The organism is Aeoliella straminimaris, assembly GCF_024054565.1.
GTDB classification, from domain to species: Bacteria; Planctomycetota; Planctomycetia; order Pirellulales; family Lacipirellulaceae; genus Aeoliella; species Aeoliella straminimaris.
This window is the reverse complement of record NZ_JAMXLR010000090.1, coordinates 1-17,714: the sequence shown is the minus strand read 5'-3', so window position 1 is coordinate 17,714 and position 17,714 is coordinate 1. Positions and strand designations below refer to the sequence as shown.

17 protein-coding genes are annotated in these 17,714 nt (G+C 60.7%); 12 read left to right on the top strand and 5 right to left on the bottom strand.

Going from position 1 to position 17,714, the window contains the following annotated elements; translation table 11 throughout:
* Positions 1 to 65: 65 nt before the first annotated feature.
* Positions 66 to 2,117: an ankyrin repeat domain-containing protein gene (locus NG895_RS25080; protein ID WP_252855298.1), complete on the bottom strand. Its 2,052-nt coding sequence runs from the start codon at positions 2,115 to 2,117 to the stop codon at positions 66 to 68.
* Between the two features lie 498 nt (positions 2,118 to 2,615).
* Between NG895_RS25080 and glnA the strand changes: the two genes are divergently transcribed.
* The 11 genes from glnA to NG895_RS25025 all read left to right on the top strand — a co-directional run bounded on the left by glnA (position 2,616) and on the right by NG895_RS25025 (position 13,121).
* Positions 2,616 to 4,043: a type I glutamate--ammonia ligase gene (gene glnA / locus NG895_RS25075; RefSeq protein ID WP_252855297.1), complete on the top strand. Its 1,428-nt coding sequence runs from the start codon at positions 2,616 to 2,618 to the stop codon at positions 4,041 to 4,043.
* Positions 4,044 to 4,166: 123 nt separating this feature from the next.
* Entirely contained in the window at positions 4,167 to 5,321 is a 1,155-nt protein-coding gene (gene pelA / locus NG895_RS25070; protein ID WP_252855296.1) for a pectate lyase, read from the top strand.
* A 311-nt stretch (positions 5,322 to 5,632) separates the two neighbouring features.
* A complete protein-coding gene (locus tag NG895_RS25065) occupies positions 5,633 to 5,917 on the top strand; it encodes a hypothetical protein (protein ID WP_252855343.1) in 285 nt (94 codons plus the stop codon).
* A gap of 142 nt (positions 5,918 to 6,059) precedes the next feature.
* Complete coding sequence (locus NG895_RS25060) at positions 6,060 to 6,326, top strand: hypothetical protein (RefSeq protein ID WP_252855295.1); 267 nt, start codon at positions 6,060 to 6,062, stop codon at positions 6,324 to 6,326.
* 101 nt (positions 6,327 to 6,427) lie between these two features.
* Entirely contained in the window at positions 6,428 to 6,658 is a 231-nt protein-coding gene (locus NG895_RS25055; protein ID WP_341871479.1) for a type II toxin-antitoxin system RelE family toxin, read from the top strand.
* Between the two features lie 161 nt (positions 6,659 to 6,819).
* Positions 6,820 to 7,863, top strand: coding sequence for a DUF1559 family PulG-like putative transporter (locus NG895_RS25050; RefSeq protein ID WP_252855293.1), 1,044 nt, complete (start codon positions 6,820 to 6,822; stop codon positions 7,861 to 7,863).
* An 80-nt stretch (positions 7,864 to 7,943) separates the two neighbouring features.
* Positions 7,944 to 8,987 (top strand): DUF1559 family PulG-like putative transporter, encoded by a 1,044-nt coding sequence (locus tag NG895_RS25045; RefSeq protein ID WP_252855292.1) that lies wholly within the window; start codon positions 7,944 to 7,946, stop codon positions 8,985 to 8,987.
* A gap of 82 nt (positions 8,988 to 9,069) precedes the next feature.
* The gene (locus tag NG895_RS25040; protein WP_252855291.1) at positions 9,070 to 10,137 is read left to right on the top strand and encodes a DUF1559 family PulG-like putative transporter; all 1,068 of its coding nucleotides are present in this window, start codon (positions 9,070 to 9,072) and stop codon (positions 10,135 to 10,137) included.
* A gap of 76 nt (positions 10,138 to 10,213) precedes the next feature.
* Positions 10,214 to 10,549 (top strand): hypothetical protein, encoded by a 336-nt coding sequence (locus tag NG895_RS25035; protein WP_252855290.1) that lies wholly within the window; start codon positions 10,214 to 10,216, stop codon positions 10,547 to 10,549.
* Between the two features lie 612 nt (positions 10,550 to 11,161).
* Positions 11,162 to 12,271, top strand: a complete 1,110-nt coding sequence (gene ald / locus NG895_RS25030; RefSeq protein ID WP_252855289.1) for an alanine dehydrogenase — start codon at positions 11,162 to 11,164, stop codon at positions 12,269 to 12,271.
* Positions 12,272 to 12,440: 169 nt separating this feature from the next.
* Positions 12,441 to 13,121 (top strand): DOMON domain-containing protein, encoded by a 681-nt coding sequence (locus tag NG895_RS25025; RefSeq protein ID WP_252855288.1) that lies wholly within the window; start codon positions 12,441 to 12,443, stop codon positions 13,119 to 13,121.
* 138 nt (positions 13,122 to 13,259) lie between these two features.
* On the opposite strand, the gene NG895_RS25020 is transcribed toward NG895_RS25025, so the two are convergent.
* Positions 13,260 to 14,297, bottom strand: a complete 1,038-nt coding sequence (locus NG895_RS25020; protein WP_252855287.1) for a PIN/TRAM domain-containing protein — start codon at positions 14,295 to 14,297, stop codon at positions 13,260 to 13,262.
* 242 nt (positions 14,298 to 14,539) lie between these two features.
* On the opposite strand from NG895_RS25020, the gene NG895_RS25015 reads away from it, so the two are divergent.
* Positions 14,540 to 15,013, top strand: coding sequence for an FxsA family protein (locus tag NG895_RS25015; RefSeq protein ID WP_252855286.1), 474 nt, complete (start codon positions 14,540 to 14,542; stop codon positions 15,011 to 15,013).
* A gap of 63 nt (positions 15,014 to 15,076) precedes the next feature.
* Here the strand turns inward: NG895_RS25015 and NG895_RS25010 are convergent, their stop codons facing one another.
* The 3 genes from NG895_RS25010 to NG895_RS25000 all read right to left on the bottom strand — a co-directional run bounded on the left by NG895_RS25010 (position 15,077) and on the right by NG895_RS25000 (position 17,535).
* Positions 15,077 to 16,354, bottom strand: coding sequence for a cytochrome-c peroxidase (locus tag NG895_RS25010; protein ID WP_252855285.1), 1,278 nt, complete (start codon positions 16,352 to 16,354; stop codon positions 15,077 to 15,079).
* Positions 16,355 to 16,368: 14 nt separating this feature from the next.
* Complete coding sequence (gene tpx / locus NG895_RS25005; RefSeq protein WP_252855284.1) at positions 16,369 to 16,887, bottom strand: thiol peroxidase; 519 nt, start codon at positions 16,885 to 16,887, stop codon at positions 16,369 to 16,371.
* Between the two features lie 90 nt (positions 16,888 to 16,977).
* Positions 16,978 to 17,535: a hypothetical protein gene (locus NG895_RS25000; protein WP_252855283.1), complete on the bottom strand. Its 558-nt coding sequence runs from the start codon at positions 17,533 to 17,535 to the stop codon at positions 16,978 to 16,980.
* Positions 17,536 to 17,714: the final 179 nt, after the last annotated feature.

The following is a 17,714-nucleotide window of genomic DNA, read 5'->3' as shown; positions in this document are numbered from 1 at the left end:
ATGTAGGAGGGGCCAAGCGAGTCTCAGCTCGCGCGGACCCATCATGAAGAAACTGCAGCGGTGAGCTAACCCAGCTTCGCCTTCTTGGCCGCGATGTCTTCGGCGTAGAACGACTCGAAACGTTCGACGAATTGTCCCGGCTTGAGCGGGTCGGCGGGCCGGATGCCTTCGTGTTGCAGCAGTTGGTCGTACAGTTGCTCGGCGGTGGCACCGGGCGTGAACTGCTTTTCGAATGGCGTTCCCTTCGAAAGTTCCTCGATGCCCGGTTCGATCGCGGCGTTGGTCACCGTCAGGGTCGTACCATCGTGCCGAAAACGCACCAGGTCGATCCAATCCACCTCCCCCGCGTTGCAGACCGCGGCGTACAGCTGCTGGCCGCGATGAATCAGGCCGCGAACCAGCACACCGGGCATTTCTGCGATCGCGTAGTCGGCGATGGTTTCGAAGCCCAGGTCCTCCAGGTCCTGCGTTACCTCGTCGCGCTGGTCGGTGTGGACCCAATCCGTCGGATCCATCAGTTCGTCCAGCTGAATGGTATCGGGCTGGGCGAGTACCGCCTGGCGCATAGCGTCCTCGGAATCCGCAGCCAGCGATTGCAGTTGCTGCCCCAGGTCCTCGAAGGCCCGCCGCGCCCGTTCGCCGCTCGCCCGCATTCGCCGCCGCTGGCTGTCGAGCCGCGCCTGGTCTTGCGTGGCCTGCGTCTGCCAGTCGGCAGTGGCCTGGCCCGACTCGGCTAGTTCCAGGTAGTCGGCAATATCTTGCACCGGTTTTTCGTTGCGGTTCGTTTCTCCCTCGTCCTCATCGCCCCCGGCCAGACCAAATAGCGACGAGACTTTGCCCAACGACTCGAGCAACGCCCGCGCCCGCTCGAGCGGCGTATTGCCGACTCCGTCGGTCACGGTCAGGTCGGCGCCACGTTGGTGCAGCAACATGACGGCCGACAGCGATCGATGTTGCACAGCTTCGTGCAGTGCGGTGCCGCCGCCGAAGAAGGTGATTGGTCCTACGTGATCCAGGTTGGCGCCGGCGTCGATCAAACGATTGATCGCGTCGAGCGCCAGGTCGAGGCACGAGTCGCACTTCTTTACCGCTTCGATCAACGGCGAGCTTTGCTCGTCGCCGGTCGCCGTTGGCGAAGCGCCGGCCGCCAGCAAGGCGGAAACGATCTTCGCGCCGTCGGGTTTGTCGTCATCCAGCCGACTGATGGCAAACAGCAGGGCCGAGTCCTGGATGCCCGGCAGCGATTGCAGACTGGCACCCGCGGCAACCGCTGCTTCGACTCCGGCAAGGTCGCCCTCGGCGATGGCGTTGGCCAGTTGCCGGCTGGCAGGATTCGGTGTCGTCGAGGCTGCCGCGCCGAACACCACCAGGTCGATTCGCTCGACGTGCTGCGGCGCAATCGCATCTTCGTGGCAGGCCGCCAACTGAATGCCCTCCTCACCGGGGTAAGCCTGAACAAACGGCACATAGGACTCGAGGTCGCGGAGCAACGCTTGCTGCACCTCGGTTTCGCTGGCGAACTTCTGCCACCAGTCGGCAGGGTACTTATTGCTCTGCAGGCGGGTGACGTCGAAATCGTTCTCGTACGCCTCGTCGTAATCCTCCTCGTAGTCCTCGTCGAGTTCGTCCGCCAGGTCCTCGAGTTCGTCTTCCAGGTCGGAGCTGGTGAAGGGATCGGCGCCAAACCCGGCGCCGGTCGACTCGAACATCAGCTCGTGCTCTTTATCCTGATGTACGATCACGTACGTGGCGCAGGCCGTGTCCTGGTAGCCAGTTTGCAGGACTCGCAGGCCGGTGTCCGCGGCGAGTCGTTCCGGCAATTGCGAGTTGCGGGTGAAGGGGTTCAATTGCGAAGGGTCGGCCACGTGTACCCAGTTGGTGCCCCGCAGTTTGACCAACAGCGCCCAACGTCCATCGGGCACGGGGCACTCGCCGGCGAGTACCTGCCGGGTGACATCGGTTTGAATCACCCCCACCGAGGGCATGCTCTGTACCGCTTGGGCCACCTGCTCGGCCGAGCCTGCCAGCAAGATGGCTTCCCAAGAGTTTCCGCAATCGTCTTCCCAGCAACCGCGTCGCTGTTCGACGGGAAGAGTGGTAATCGATTCCGCCGACATCAGAAGACCTCCGCCGGGTAGGAGGGAGGGAAGAGTAGGGTGCCCGCCGAGGTCAACACCCGGCGAGCCACTGGCCGTATTGTGCTCCATCCCGCCAAGCGGGGCAATCATTGTTCGACCTACGCCGGCAGAAATAATGCCGGACGGCGGGTTTGGTGTCCTGGCCATCCGGTATGGGAGGCCCGCGAGGTAGGTCCCGCCCGGTTTTCAGCAGCCTTTGAATCGGATAACTTTAGGCTGTGGACCGTCGTGCGCGACGAGTCCTACAACAGACGTATTTTGCGCTGCGACTGCCTGGTACGCAGCGATGGCGGAGGCTGGACGGTCAGGCGGCGTCGGTCTGTTCCGCAAAACGTCGCGAGAGTCGTGCAACGGAAACACCGCGAGCGGTTGCGGTCCGGAGCAGGCCAAACCCATTGGGCGAGGCGCCACTTATCCCAGGCGCGAGTGGCACATCGTCCCACCTTTCTACACCTTCTTACGAAAGGATCTGATTCTATGACGCCGCAAGAAGTCCTGGCCATGTGCCGGGAAAATGACGTAAAGGCCATCGACTTCCGGTTCATGGACTTTCCCGGCATCTGGCAACACTTTGGCATTCCCGCCAATAAGCTGGACGAAGATGTCTTTGAGGACGGTCTGGGCTTCGACGGCTCCAGTATCCGCGGTTGGCAGGCGATCAACGAGTCGGACATGCTGCTGATGCCGCAGCCCGACACAGCCATTATCGATCCGTTCTGCAAGCTCAAGACGTTGATGTTGATCTGCAACGTGCAGGACCCCATCACTCGTGAGGATTACAGCCGCGATCCGCGTAACATCGCTCGCAAGGCGGTGAACTACTTGAAGAGCACGGGTGTGGCCGATACTTGCTTCATCGGTCCCGAGGCGGAATTCTTCATCTTCGATGACGTTCGCTTTGACCAAACACCCCAGGCTGGCTATTTCTACCTCGACAGCGTCGAGGCTGCCTGGAACCGTGGTCGCGACTACCGTGCCGAAGGCATGGGGCCGAACCTGGGTTATAAGCTGCGGCACAAGGAAGGTTACTTCCCCTGCCCGCCGGCTGACCAGATGAACGACATTCGTGCCGAGATGATGCAGTTGATGATCGACTGCGGCATGGACGTCGAGGCTCAGCATCACGAAGTGGCCACCGCCGGTCAGGCCGAAATCGACCTGAAGTTCGACGACCTGGTCACCATGGGTGATAAGCAGTGCTTGTATAAGTACATCATCAAGAACGTCGCCCATCAGCACGGCAAGACGGTCACGTTCATGCCCAAGCCGCTGTTCAGCGACAACGGTTCCGGCATGCATACCCACATCTCGTTCTGGAAGAACGGCGAGCCGCTGTTCGCCGGCAACGGGTACGCGGGTCTGTCGGACGAAGCGATGTACGGCATCGGCGGTATTCTGAAGCACGCCCCGGCGCTGCTGGCCTTCACCAACCCCACGACCAACAGCTACAAGCGGTTGGTGCCGGGTTACGAAGCGCCGGTGAACCTGGCGTACTCGCAGCGTAACCGCAGTGCTTCGTGCCGCATCCCGATGTACAGTCCGAGCCCGAAGGCCAAGCGGATCGAGTTCCGGTGCCCCGACCCGAGTTCGAACCCGTACCTCGCGTTCAGTGCCCTGATGATGGCCACTCTGGATGGTATCCAGAACAAGATCGACCCGGGCGATCCGCTGGACAAGGACATCTACGACCTGTCGCCCGAAGAACTGGCCACCGTGCCGAAGACTCCGGGCTCGCTGGGCGAAGCGCTCAACGCGCTGTCCGAGGATCACGAGTTCCTGCTGCGTGGCGACGTCTTCACCGAAGACGTGATCAGCACCTGGATCGACTACAAGATGAAGAACGAAGTCGAAGCCCTCGCGCTGCGTCCGCACCCCTACGAATTCTGCATGTACTACGACATGTAAAATCCGCTGGGATCCACAATTTGAAGTCGCACAAGAGCCCCGGCCACACATTGGCCGGGGCTCTTGGTCTTTCGCTATAATGCGGCCGGACGATTTGCCACTTTGCCTGGGAGGGTTACAAACATGCCGCGTCTGCTTGGTTGCCTCGGCGTCGCAATCTTGCTGCTGGCCAGCGACGGGGGCTTGTTGGCTGCCGAAACTCGTGTTCCGAGTACCAGGGCTTTCCGCCGCAGTTCCAGCGACTGGTATAAGATCACCGGCACCAATCCGTCGAACAACGCTGGCCGGTTGCCGCACTACGATAATTCGCAGGTGGAAGAGATTGCGGCCAGCTTGCTCGTCTATCAAAACGCGGACGGGGGCTGGCCCAAGAACCTCGACATGTGCATCAAGCTCACCGACGAGCAAGCCGCCAAGGTCGCCGAAAATCGCGGCATGTATCCCAGCACCTTCGACAACGGCGCCACGCATGGGCAGTTGCGCTATCTGGCCGCCGCACAGCAGATTGCCGATCGCGACGACTTTCGCCAGGCATTTTTGCGGGGGCTCGATTTTACGCTCGACGCGCAGTACGACAATGGGGGCTGGCCTCAGATACCGGGCAGCCGTGGCTACTCGCGGCACATCACGTTCAACGACAATGCCATGGTGGGCGTCATGCAGGTGCTGCAAGCGATTATCACCAACCAACCCGAGTACGACTTTCTACCCACCGAGCTCCGCGAGCGCTGCGCGGACGCTTATCGGCGCGGACTCGAGTGCACCCTCGCTTGCCAGATCGAAGTCGATGGCCGCAAGACCGCCTGGTGCCAGCAGCATCATTACCAGACGCTCGAGCCGGTCGACGCCCGCGTGTTCGAGAAGCCCAGCCTCTGTAGCGGCGAGAGCGCGGGCATCGTGAAGCTGCTCATGGACGATCCCGAGCCAACGCCCGAGATCACCGCCGCGGTGGATGGCGCCGTCGAGTGGTTCCGCGACACCGAGTTGCATGGCATTCGCGTTGAGCGGCGACGCATCGAGCCGGTGCGCTACAAGTACCACACCGCCCGAAGCGACAAGTTCGTGGTCGAGGATGCCGATGCCCCGTCGCTGTGGGCAAGGTTCTACGAGCTGGATACGTTTCGGCCCATCTTTTGCGGACGTGATGGGGTGGTCCGGTACTCGCTGGCCGAGATCGATCAGGAACGCCGCACCGGCTACGCCTGGTATGTCCGCTCGCCCGAGTCGGTTCTCCGCGTCTACGACCGCTGGAAAGACCGATCGCCGGCCCCGCGGTAGCGGCCAGCTAGCGTCGCACAGCGAACCAAGATGACGACGCGCGCCGTCGTTTTGTGGGCGCTTTTCGTCGATGCTACTAATCGTCGCCCCGCCATGGTGGGGCGTAAAGTGCTGCGCTGCAGTCACTTGTGGCAAATGGAATCTACTTTGGCACGCCTTGTGTAGTTGTTACTGGTCGATAGGTCCGCCCGACCCATCCCGTGGTGCCCCGCCCAGCCTGTTTGGTGCGGCAGGGCACGTGGGGTCGGGCGGACAGTCCCCCCTCTTGTTAACAGGACGCCGCCACGGTGGCGTCCCAAGGAGTGCGAAGCATGGCTAAGCGTTTTCTGATGGTGATGTTGTTTGTAGGTGCGATCGGCGCGGCCAGCCTGATGACCGCCGATTCGGCCCAAGCCCGCCACCGCCACTGCGGTTATGGCGGCGGTTACGGCGGTGGTTACTACGGCGGTCCCGTGCATGGGCGTGCGTATTACGGTGGTGGGTATTATGCCCCGCGCCGCGCGTACTACGCCCCCCGGGTGTACAGCCCCGGTTGGTATGGTCCCAGCGGCCTGTACATGAACGGCTACCGCGGCGGCATCTACGTCCGCTGGTAACACGCCTTGTAAAACCTGAAGCACATACAAAGCCAACCGCGCAGGGGCACGGTTGGCTTTGTTGTTTGTATAGGGTGAGAATTTGACGGCACGAACCACCGCGTGCTACTATTTTGGAAGTGCCTACATGAGGATTCACGACATGCAGATCGACCTACCAACCGACCTTTTCGAGCGCCTGCGCGAGCGAGTACAGGGCAATCCGGAACTCAGCGAGGCGGACGTCGTGCGGCATGCGCTCGACACACTCGATTGGCTGGACGACGAGTGCACGACGCCCGAGCAATTGGCAGACACGCTGCGAGACCTGGATCAAAGCATCGCGGAAATCGAATCCGGTGCGACGCTTGATCTTCAAACAGCCAAAGCCCAAGTGCAATCGAGCCTTGGGCTCTCGCCGGAAAAATGAGCTACTCGGTCCGCATCACTCCCACGGCGGTAAGGGATATCGAGCAGTACGGACATTGGTTCGCCCAGCGACGCAAGGCTCCGGAAACAGCCTCGCGGTGAGTGGACCGTATCTTTGACGAGCTTGTCACTTTGTCCGATCACCCACGTCGGTGCTCGCTTGCCGCGGAAGACGCCCATCGCCCTTACGAAATCAGGCGGCTACGCATCGGTTTCTACTTGGCGTTGTTTACGATCGACGAGGCGAACAAGACCGTCTTCGTGATCGGATTCCGTCATGGTCATCATCGCCAGATATCTTCAAAACTTCCTGCCAACTCGCCTGAAGGGTAGATATCGGGAAGAAAATCTCACGCGCAGGGCGAATAGAACACGCTTACGCCCACTTCTGCACCAACAACTAAAAAAGTTGTAGAACACTAATCGACGCTGATCTACGCTAATGTCTTGATTAGCGAGAATTAGTGTTTCCCCTAAATTTACACGACCCACCCATGACCTTCCGCCTCGTCACCCTGCTTTACGCCTTCGCGCTGTTCTCGGCGGGCTTGGCCGTGTTTAGCACATGGGGTGCGTGCCTGGCGACGGGTGGGGTCTTGCTGTCGTGGGCTGCTTTTCGAGCGAGCGACATCGCCGGGGGGCGCGGGATGTTCGTGCTGGCCTGGGTGCTGTTGATAGCCGGGTTGCTTTACCAGGCCGTGGTGGACGCGCGCGAAGCGGCGCAGGCCAATACTTGCATCTGCAGCCTCTCGTACCTGGCTTTGTCGCTGCTGAACTACGAATCGGCCAACGGAACGCTTCCCCCAGCAGTGGGTTCTCTGGGCACCTCGGGCGATACGCAAAGCTGGCGTGTACTGGTCCTGCCCTATTTGGAGAGACCGACCATCTACAACTCCTACAACATGAACGAGCCCTGGAACGGGCCCACTAACAGCAAGCTTGCGTCGAACTGGGTATACGCGTGCCCCACGCACTGTAGCGAAGCAACCACAAGCTACCTCGCGGTGACCGGCCCGCAGTGCGTGTGGAACGACGGTCCACCACGTAAGTTGGCCGACATCACGGATGACCACTCGCGGACGATCATGTTGATTGACGTGGGGCGTAGCGACATCAACTGGAAAGAGCCGCGCGACCTAACCTTCGACGAAGCGGTGGAACTACTAACCGCGCCGGTCGATCCTCAAACGTTCACCGGCCACCTTGACGTGGATGAAATATTCCTCAAACCGTCTTACTACTACAACGTTGCGATGGTCGACACGACCATCCGCCAGATTCATGTTCCGATCGATCGCAGCACCGCCGAGGCGCTGCTGACCGCCAATGGAGGAGAAACCATCGGCGATGAAGTACTTGAAAAGCTCACTCAGCCAGAACTTCGCTACGACCTCGTCTACGGATTGATCCTGTTTGCAGTGCTGGCAATAGTCCCCGTTGTGCCTACGGTGCGGCGGAAGATCTGGCCGACGGGCGAGGTTGCCGGACTTGAGGAACAGGAGGCAACGGAGGGAACTGACGTAGTTTTGGAACACTAATCTACGCTAATCTGCACTAATTTCATTAGCGAATATTGGCGTAGATTAGTGTTCCCCATTTCTTCTAACACGACCCACCCATGACCTTCCGCCTCGTCACCCTGCTTTACGTCTTCGCCCTGTTCTCGGCCGGTTTGGCGATGTTTGGAGGTTGGGGTGGTTGCTTGGCAACGGCCGGAGTGCTGATGCTGTGGGGGGCGCTGCGGAGTCGCGAACTTGCTTCAGGGTGCGGGCTGTCGGTGGTGGCGTGCGCGTTATTGGCCTCGGCACTGCTTATCCAGCCCGTTAAGAGCGCCCGCGAGGCGGCCCGCAGAAGTTCCTGTATGGGGCATCTCAAGCAATTGTCATTGGCGCTGCTGAACTACAATGATGCCCAAGGCACACTTCCGCCGGCGGTCGCTTCGCTAGGCACGTCTGGCGACACGCAAAGTTGGCGAGTGTTGGTCATGCCGTACCTTGAAAGCAATCACATCTTCAACGCCTACAATTTCAACGAGCCCTGGAACGGGCCCACGAATCGCAAGTTTACGGCAGGGTGGCTGTTTGAATGTCCCACCCACGGCATAGAGGGTGCTACGAGCTACCTGGCCGTGGTCGGCCCGCAGTGTGTGTGGAGCGACGGACCGCCGCGAAAGGTGGCCGACATCACGGACGACCGCTCACAAACCATCACCCTGATCGACGTAGGACGGAGCGACATCGACTGGAAGGAGCCCCGCGACCTAACCTTCGACGAAGCGGTTGAACTGTTAACCGCGCCGGTCGATCCACAGACGTTCACCGGCCACTACAGCGAGCCGAGTATGTGGCGGAAACGGTCCTATTTTTACAACGTCGCGATGGTCGACACGAGCATACACAGCCTCCGCGTCCCCCTCGATCGCAGCACCGCCGAGGCCTTGCTGACCGCCAATGGAGGAGAAACCATCGGCGATGAAGTACTTGAAAAGCTCGCTCAGCCAGAACTCCGCTACGATCGCATCTACGGAGCCATCCTGTTCGCCATCGTGGCGCTTACGCCCGTTGTGCCTACGGCGCGGCGGAAGATCTGGGCGACGGGCGAGGTTGCCGGACGTGAGGAACAGGAGGCAACGGAGGGAACTGACGTAGTTTTGGAACACTAATCTACGCTAATCTGCACTAATTTCATTAGCGAATATTAGTGTAGATTAGTGTTCCCCTTTCTGTCTGGTAGCATCACTCACCATGACCTTCCGCCTCGTCACCGTGTTGTACCTGTTCGCCCTGCTCGCGGCGTCGCTGGCCGTGTTTGGGGCATGGGGGATAGTATGGGCGGGACTCGTGTTTGTGTTTTGGTCCGCATGGATGGGCAAACCGAAGCCGACCACGATCGGTGAAGGTTGCGTCATGGCCATGGTCGTGTTGGTACTGCTGGTCCTGCTAGTCCCTGCCGTTCAGCACGCACACGAACCGAGCAGATCGGGCCTTAGTCTCAACAGCCTCAAGCAGATTGAGCTGGCGTTGCTTAACTATCACGACGCCAACAAGCATTTTCCGCCACCCTATGTAACGGACGACGAAGGCAACAAGCTGTACAGCTGGCGGGTACTGATCCTGCCGTACGTTGAAGGCGACACCATTCACAAGCGCTTCCACTACGACGAACCGTGGGACAGTCCTCACAACAAGCAGTTTCTTACCGAAATGGACCTTTTTAGCAGCCCCCGCGTGAGCAACAGCGAAGACGCGCCTGGCATGACGAACTACGTAGCAGTAGTTGGTCCAGAGACGATGTGGCAGCCCGACAAGAAGGTCTCGCTTCGCGATATCACCGACGGCACTTCCAATACCATCAACCTCCTTGAAATCGCATGCAACGATGTCTACTGGAGCGAACCTGTCGACGTGACGACCGACCAGGCCGTTCGTCTATTAACCGGAAGACTTGACGGCTTCGAATTCGTTCGCGAGGGGTACTTTGTCAGCGAGAGAGTCCGACTCAGCTGGCGATGTGCTGCCTACGTTGATGGCCATTGCGAAGTAATGCGGCCGTTCACGTTGGAGGATCAGGCGCGGACGCGACTCACGATCGCCGACGGTGAACCCGAGGCAGACGAGTACTTGGAAACAACGACAGATTCTGGCGTCGAGCACATCGAAACCATCATCCACTGGGACCGCGTCTGGGGCGTGGCCGTTTGGCTCGCCCTGGTGCTACTGCCCGCGGTGCCGGCGGCGCGGCGGAAGATCTGGCCGAGCGAAGATGCTGTTGAAGAGCAGCCGCAGGTATTGGAGGAGATTTTGGAACACTAATAACCGCTCATCTGCCCTAATATCTCCATTAGCGAGGATTAGTGTCGATTAGTGTTCCTGTTTCAACGACACCACCATGACCTTCCGCCTCATCACTGTGCTGTACCTGTTTGCCCTACTGGCGGCATCGCTGGCGGTGTGCGGAGTGTGGGGGGCCATCGTGGGGCTGTTGATTGCCAACAACTGGCGCCGCGTTGTCGCTGGGCAGCAATCGAGTGGAGCTATAGCGGAAGTAGTGGCCCTGTTGTGGCTCGCATTGCTGATCAGTGTGGCCTACGACGGTGTAGCTCAACCGCAAGTTGGTTGGAGCTACACGCGCGTTTACGGTGCTGCTCTGCTGATTATCGTTGCGCTCCTCCCTTCGGTACCGGCTGCACGGTGGAAGATCTGGCCGCCAAAGTTTCAGCAGTAGGCCGGGTGTCCCGCCCGGCTTGTCAAAAAATCGCGGTTGAAATCGGGTACCCGTATGATCCAATGGAGGTGCGTGGCGTGATGTACCGATCGGTCGGCGAATGGCCGATGGTCTGGGCGTCGTTGCTCTCTCCGCACTCGCCGGGCTCGAGTTTGTGCTGCCAACGAGCGTGGTGGTGCTGTTGACGCTCGATCGCGGAGCGATCGGCCACCAACTCGGTTTTGGGCCAACTACTGGGTTCTGGGCCAACTGGCTGAACATGCGGGGAACAACTCGGAGTGTTTTGGACCAATTCGCAAGGGATTGATGCTGGAAAACAAGGGGTTTGAGAAATAGCGGTGGACCAAAACGCGTGGGGTTTTGGGCCCATGAATGTAAATCCCCCAGAGTTGCGGAACAACCTGTTTTGGGCCCATGGATCACTTGAGCGAATTGCGTGGTGAAGCACGGCCTCGCGTTGTCGCGATTTGATGGAATCGCCGCGGATTTCCGCTCTGCTCAGGCGTGATTCGTCTGCGCGTGGTGCACTAGTTTCCCCCCGTCAGCAGATTTAAACTTGCAGTTTCGCCATCCCGCCTCCCTTCCTGTCTTCCCGCCTTAGGACCGTTTCCCATGATCGTTGGTGTGCCCAAAGAGATAAAACCAGACGAATATCGCGTTGCCATGCTGCCCGTCGGGGTCGAGGAGCTAACGCGGCGTGGGCATCGCGTGGTGGTCGAAGCAGGGGCGGGACTCGGATCGGGCCTGGCGGACGAAGACTACGCGGCGGCCGGGGCCGACTTGCTGCCGTCGGCCGAGTCGGTGTTTGCCGAAGCCGACATGATTGTGAAGGTCAAAGAGCCGCAGCCCGCCGAATGGGAGTTGATTCGGGACGGCCAAATCGTGTTTACCTATTTCCACTTTGCCGCCGATCGCGCGCTCACGGAGGCCGTCCTGGCAAGCGGCGCAACGGCCGTAGCCTACGAAACCTTGAGCGATTCGGAAGGCCGATTGCCGCTGCTGACGCCGATGAGCGAAGTGGCCGGCCGGATGAGCGTGCAGGAGGGAGCCAAGTTCCTGGAGCGGCCGCAAATGGGCCGCGGAATCCTGCTGGGCGGCGTGCCGGGCGTGGCGCCGGCCCACATCACCATCCTGGGCGGCGGCATCGTCGGTGCGAACGCCGCTCGCATTGCTGCGGGCTTCCAGGCGAGCGTGGCCATCCTGGACATCAACCTCGACCGCCTGCGTTACCTGGACGACGTGATGCCGGCCAACGTTACCTGCCTGTACAGCGACCGCCACACCATTCGCAAGCAATTGGAACGAGCCGACCTGGTGGTTGGCGCGGTGCTGATTCCCGGGGCCAAGGCGCCGATGCTGGTGGAGGAAGATGACCTGAAGATCATGCAGCAGGGCAGTGTGATCATCGACGTGGCGATCGACCAGGGCGGCTGCATCGCCACGAGCAAGCCAACGTCGCATGCCGAGCCGACCTACATCGTGCACGACGTGGTGCACTACTGCGTGACCAACATGCCCGGCGCTGTGGGCCGCACCAGCACGTTCGCCCTGTGCAATGCGACGCTCCGCTGGGTGCTGGAGATCGCCGACCGTGGCATCGAAGCGGCAGCCCGCGACCTGAAACCGGTGGCCACCGCCATCAACATGCACGGTCGCAAAGTAACCAACAAAGCCGTGGCCGAGACGTTCGACCTGGAGTTTGATAGCTCGTTTGCGGTGTGAGTAAAGAAAACCGGTCGCGGATCTACGCTGATCGTTGCAAAGTCGTTTAAGATATCGCATAGGCTTGTAGACCAAAGTTGTCGTGCGGGCTTGCGCGGTGGTCATTCAGCTGCGAATTGAATCCGCACACGTCCGCGACGAACTCAATAAGGGAAGGCGTTTTCGAATCATGGAAGCCTCGCAACTCAATACGCTGCTCTCGCCGCGGTTCTTGTTTCAGTTCTCGGTGCCGCTGAAGCGGAAGGAGCCGATCTGGGGACCCAAGGGCGTGGAGCTCGACGAGTCGTACCAACTGCCGGACCTGGCTGCGCTCGACGCGGGCACGGCTAACACCGAACGTTTGTTCGCCGATGTTCGCATGGCGTGGGACGTGAAGGGCGTAGCGATTACCGTCAATGTGACCGGCAAGCACCAGCCGGTGTGGTGCCGCGAGTCGCGGCTCGAAGATAGCGATGGCCTGGTGGTGTGGGTCGACACCCGAGCGACGCACAACATTCACCGCGCCAGCAAGTACTGCCACTCGTTTGTGTTCCTGCCGGCCGGTGGCGGGCGGAACTCGGACGAGGCGCTCGCCGACCAGATGTTGATCAACCGCGCACGGGAGAACGCCCGCCCGGTGCGGCCGCGGGAGTTACAGGCCACGAGTAAAGTCACCAAGGATGGCTATCAACTCGCGGCCTTCATGCCGGCGGTGGCCCTGGGTGGATTCGATCCGGCGAACCATCGCTCGCTGGGTTTCACCTACGCGGTGATTGATCGCGAGCTGGGACTGGCCACGTTCGCCAACGGTCCGGCGTTTCCGTTCGGCGAAGATCCAAGCTGCTGGGCAACGTTGGAGATGGTGGAGTAGACGCGGCCGCTGGTGATGTAGCTACGCTCGCCCGAGCGTGGAATTCGGCTGGACCGCGTGAAGCATTGGATGGGGTGAACCGTCGTCTGTAGATCGTCCTCCGTCTGGCGACGGAAGCTACGAATGGTGGAGATCGGACTACTGCCCGTTGGAGCCGGCGGTGGCTTCGAACTTGCCGAACACCATGCGGCCGGCGCTGGTTTGCAGCACGCTGGTCACCGTGGCGTTGACCATTTCGCCGATGTGCTCGCGACCACCTTCGATGACGACCATGGTACCGTCTTCCAGGTAGCCGACGCCCTGGCGGACGTCCTCGCCCGGCTTGATGATCCGCACATTGAGCGACTCGCCGGGCAGGAAGATTGGTTTGAGCGAGTTGGCGATGTCGTTGAGGTTTACGACGCCCACGCTGTGCAGCTTGGCCACCTTGTTGAGGTTGTAGTCGTTGGTGACCACCTTGCCTTCGAGGTGTTTAGCCAACAGCACCAGTTTTTGGTCGACCGGCTGACCAGCGAACTCGGGCAGATCGCGGTCGAAGATCATCAGGTCGACTTTGGGATTGCTCTGCAGACGATTGAGGATATCGAGCCCCCGTCGGCCGCGTCCCCGTTTGAGTTTATCGCTCGAGTCGGCAATGCCCTGCAGTTCGGCAATCACGAACTGCGGCATGATCAACTGGTTATCGATGGCGTGGGTTTCGATCAGGTCGGCAATGCGGCCATCGATCACGACGCTGGTATCCAGTACCAGGGGCTTGAGACCTTTCATCTCCTTGGCGAATTCGACGTAGGGGATGATGAAGCGGAAGTCGTCGCGGGTCTGCAGCAGCACGCTGATCGAGACATAGCAAGTAATGGCTGCCACGGCCAATTTGACCCAGTCGGCCACGTCGGCACTGGGGATCTGCTCCATCAGTGGCGTGAGACCAAGCTGCAGGACATAGCTGAGAAACAAGCCAATCACGGCGCCGAAATACACGGCCGTAATCACGTCGAGCCGCTTGCGACGGATGAACACATCGCCGGCCAGCACGGCCCCGGCGCCAAGAAGTACGCCAAAAAAAGCCATCCAGGGCAAGGCCGAGAAGGTACTTTCGAATAACTCCGACCGGACCACCTGCACGCCTAGGGCGATGGCGACCATCAGGAACATTACTCGGAGTATAACCAGTGCCATGGCAATCGGCGGCGGAGGGATAGGGGAAAAGCCCTCGAAGCGGGGCTGCTTCCATTCTACCCAAGGCCGGAGACCCGAAACAGCGGGAATCGGCAGACCAGGGGCCTCGCCACCGTTTGGATGCCGGATAACCACTACAATGCAACCAAGCGTCCAGTTGCCGGCGAGAAACGGAACCTGACGTAATAGCCGTCCGGGCCAAAAGACTTATTCCTTACAAGCGAATGCCGTAGAATACTCACATGTTACTGCTTTACCTATTTCTGCTGTTCACCGTCGGCCCGCTGGTCGAGCTGATTCTGCTGCTGTATGTCGGCTCGAAGATCGGCTGGCTGGCGACGGTGGGCATTGTAATTCTAACCGGCATCATCGGTGCTGCCCTTGCCCGTTGGCAGGGCGTGAAGGCCGTGATGCGAGTGCAGCGGCGGATTGGCCGCGGCCAGGTGCCAGGCGACGAACTGTTCGACGGCGTGCTGATCCTGGTGGCCGGCGTGCTGCTGGTGACACCAGGCATTCTGACCGACCTGACCGGCTTCGCCCTGCTGACCCCCCCGTTGCGCAACGTGATCAAGGGCGTGCTGCGACGGTGGGCGCGGAAGAACATCGAAGTTCGCACCACGCAGACCGCCAGCCAGTTCTGGTCGAGCGAGCCAACGCCGCAGTACCGCGACGAGATCATCGACGCGGAGGTGGTGGAAACGCGGGTCGTAGACTGATTTCGCTCCGTTCAGCTGACCCCGCATTGCTCGTCGACTATGGGACGTTGAGCGCCGCCGGACCTACTTGGGAAGTCGCCCCGTTTCGACTTGGGGAAACTTGCCTGTAAGCGACTTCATGAACTCCACCAGGTCGGCCTTGTCCTGATCGCTGAGTCCCAGTGGCTCGACGCTGTCGGACAGCCACTCGTTGGGATGTCCGCCCTGGTCGTACCATTCGACCACTTCGGCCAGCGTTTTCTGCGAGCCGTCGTGCATGTACGGCGCGGTAAGCGCCACATTGCGCAGCGTGGGAGTCTTGAACGCCCCCCGATCGGCATCGTCCTTGGTCACCTCGTAGCGACCGAGGTCGGGTTTGTCGGAGTCCATGCCGACGCCCAGATTGTGATACAGCTCGTCGGTGTAGTTGGCCCCGTTGTGGCAGACCGAGCAGCCTGCCGAACCAAAGAACAACTCGCCGCCGCGAATGGCCGACTCGCTTACCGGGTTGGCCCGACTGGCGGCTTGCAGCTTACGGTACTCGGCCACGTGCTGCGGATCTTCCTCCTCCAGCTCGTCCAGGTACTCCAGGTCGTCCGCGTAGGATCGCTCGAAGCTAGCGAGGCGTTCGTGGTGGTCCCATGGAGCGGGGCCGGTGACAATCGCGCGCTCGAAGCTGGCGATCGCGCGTCCGACGTTGTCGATCGTCAGGCCATCGGCGAAGATGCTTTCGAACTGCACCCGATATCCTTCGATGCCCGCCAGGCAGCCGACGCAAGCGTCGTGCGTGTTGGACATTTCGACGGGGTTGGCGATCGGTCCCACGGCCTGCTCTTCGAGCGTCGCCGCGCGGCCGTCCCAGAACTGCGCATCGCTGAGGATGCGGTTGTAGGACACCGGCGAGTTGCGCCCGCCGGCCTGGTTGTCGACGCCGAAGCTGACCGGCGTGTCGTCGGCATAGCCTTGCTCAGGGGCGTGGCACGTGGCACAGCTGATCGAGGTGTCGCTCGACAGCCGACCATCGAAGTACAACTGCCGGCCCAGCTCGATCTTCGCTCGGGTGAGCGGATTTTGCTCGAGCCCCTCGATCTCCGTCGACCCGGCGGCCAGCCCGAGTGGCAACTCGGGCTGGATTGGCCGGTGGTTTTGCGGGTCGGCGAGCCAAGCCTCGATCTGGTCGAGCGTCAGATCGCCCTCGCCTGGGATGCCCGCCAGCAACTCGTTGCTGCCCAGCCGCACGACTTCTGGTTTGGCAGACTCGGTAGATTCGGCCGCCAGGGCTCGTTGCAGGCTCAGGTAGAACGTCAGCGCGGTGGCGACCGCCAAGCCGCCAAAAACAATAACTCGAAGGTGTCTGTTCATGATGACGCTTGTCGCTAGCTGGCCGACTTCAGCGCGGCGAGGGCCGCATCGTAGTCCGGCTCGTTGGTCACTTCGGGCACGTACTCGGCGTACACGACTTTGCCCTCGCTATCGAGCACGAAGCAGGCCCGGCACATGATCTTCAATTCTTCCATTAACGTTCCCCAGGCATTGCTGAAGTTGCGATCCTGGTAGTCGCTGCCAACCCGCATATTGGTGATGCCTTCGGCGCCACAGAAACGGTTCATGGCGAACGGCAAGTCGAGGCTCACCGTCACGGCATTGATCGAGTCGCCCATCGCGGCCAGGGATTCGTTGAACTTCTTGGTCTGCGTGGCACAAACGCCCGTATCGAGCGAGGGAACGATGCTTAAGAGGGTGGGCTTGCCCTTCAGGTCGGCCAGCGAAAGCGTCTGCAGTCCTCCCTCGAAGTAGTGCAGCGTAAATTCCGGTGCGACCTGGCCCGTCTCGACGGCATCGCCGGCAAGAGTCATCGGGTTGCCCTTAAAGGTAACAGCTCCACTGCGCGACATAGTATGGCTCCTCTTCGTGAGAGTAATGTTCAAATCCAACGCTTCAGTATCGCGCCGTACTCCGGCTGCTGGCAAGGGTTGCTACCGGGCTTACTGTCCAATCGCCCGGTGGTAGCAGTAATCGAACAGCAATTCCCACTCCGCCTGCTGTACCGCACGGCAGAAATCGGCATCCGTGCCACGCCGTACGGCCTGCTGGCAGGCGTCGACAAACGCGAAGGCGTCCCACTCGTCAGTGGGCAGTACGTCGATGGCGTCGTGCTGGTCGGCCAGCTGCTCGGCGGCCGCGGCCAGTGGCTCGTACACCGGATGGTGGCCCACGTTGCGGAACCAGTACTTGGCGTTGGAGAAATCGCCCTCGCGGCGATGCATGATGCCGTGCCAGAAGCTACCCGTGGAGCTGCCGATGTCCTGGCTGATACGGTGCGAGTCGTCCAGAAAGTCGTGCAGCAGCCACACACCGGCCAAGCAGGCGGAGGCCATCTCGCGGTTGGCGATCTGGGTATGATTGAACGCGTCGGCGGGCGTCAGGCTGTTCATGCGACTCCACATCGGCTGATCTGGCGATCCGCCATCCAGCGGACGACAGCGGTCCACAGCCAGCAGATCGGCGAAGGTTGGTCCGTAGGCGGCGGGATCGAACGACATGGTGGAGTGCCTCCCTTCTCGTGGAAATCTGCTGGCAAATTGAAGCATCGACTGCCTGAAAGATACCGCGCCACGGGAAGATTCGGCACCCTCTTGCGATGACCTTCAGCGCATGGAAAGACCCACCGCGGCGAAGCAGAACTCCGCGGTGGGTCGATGGCCTCGGGGAAGACCTTTAA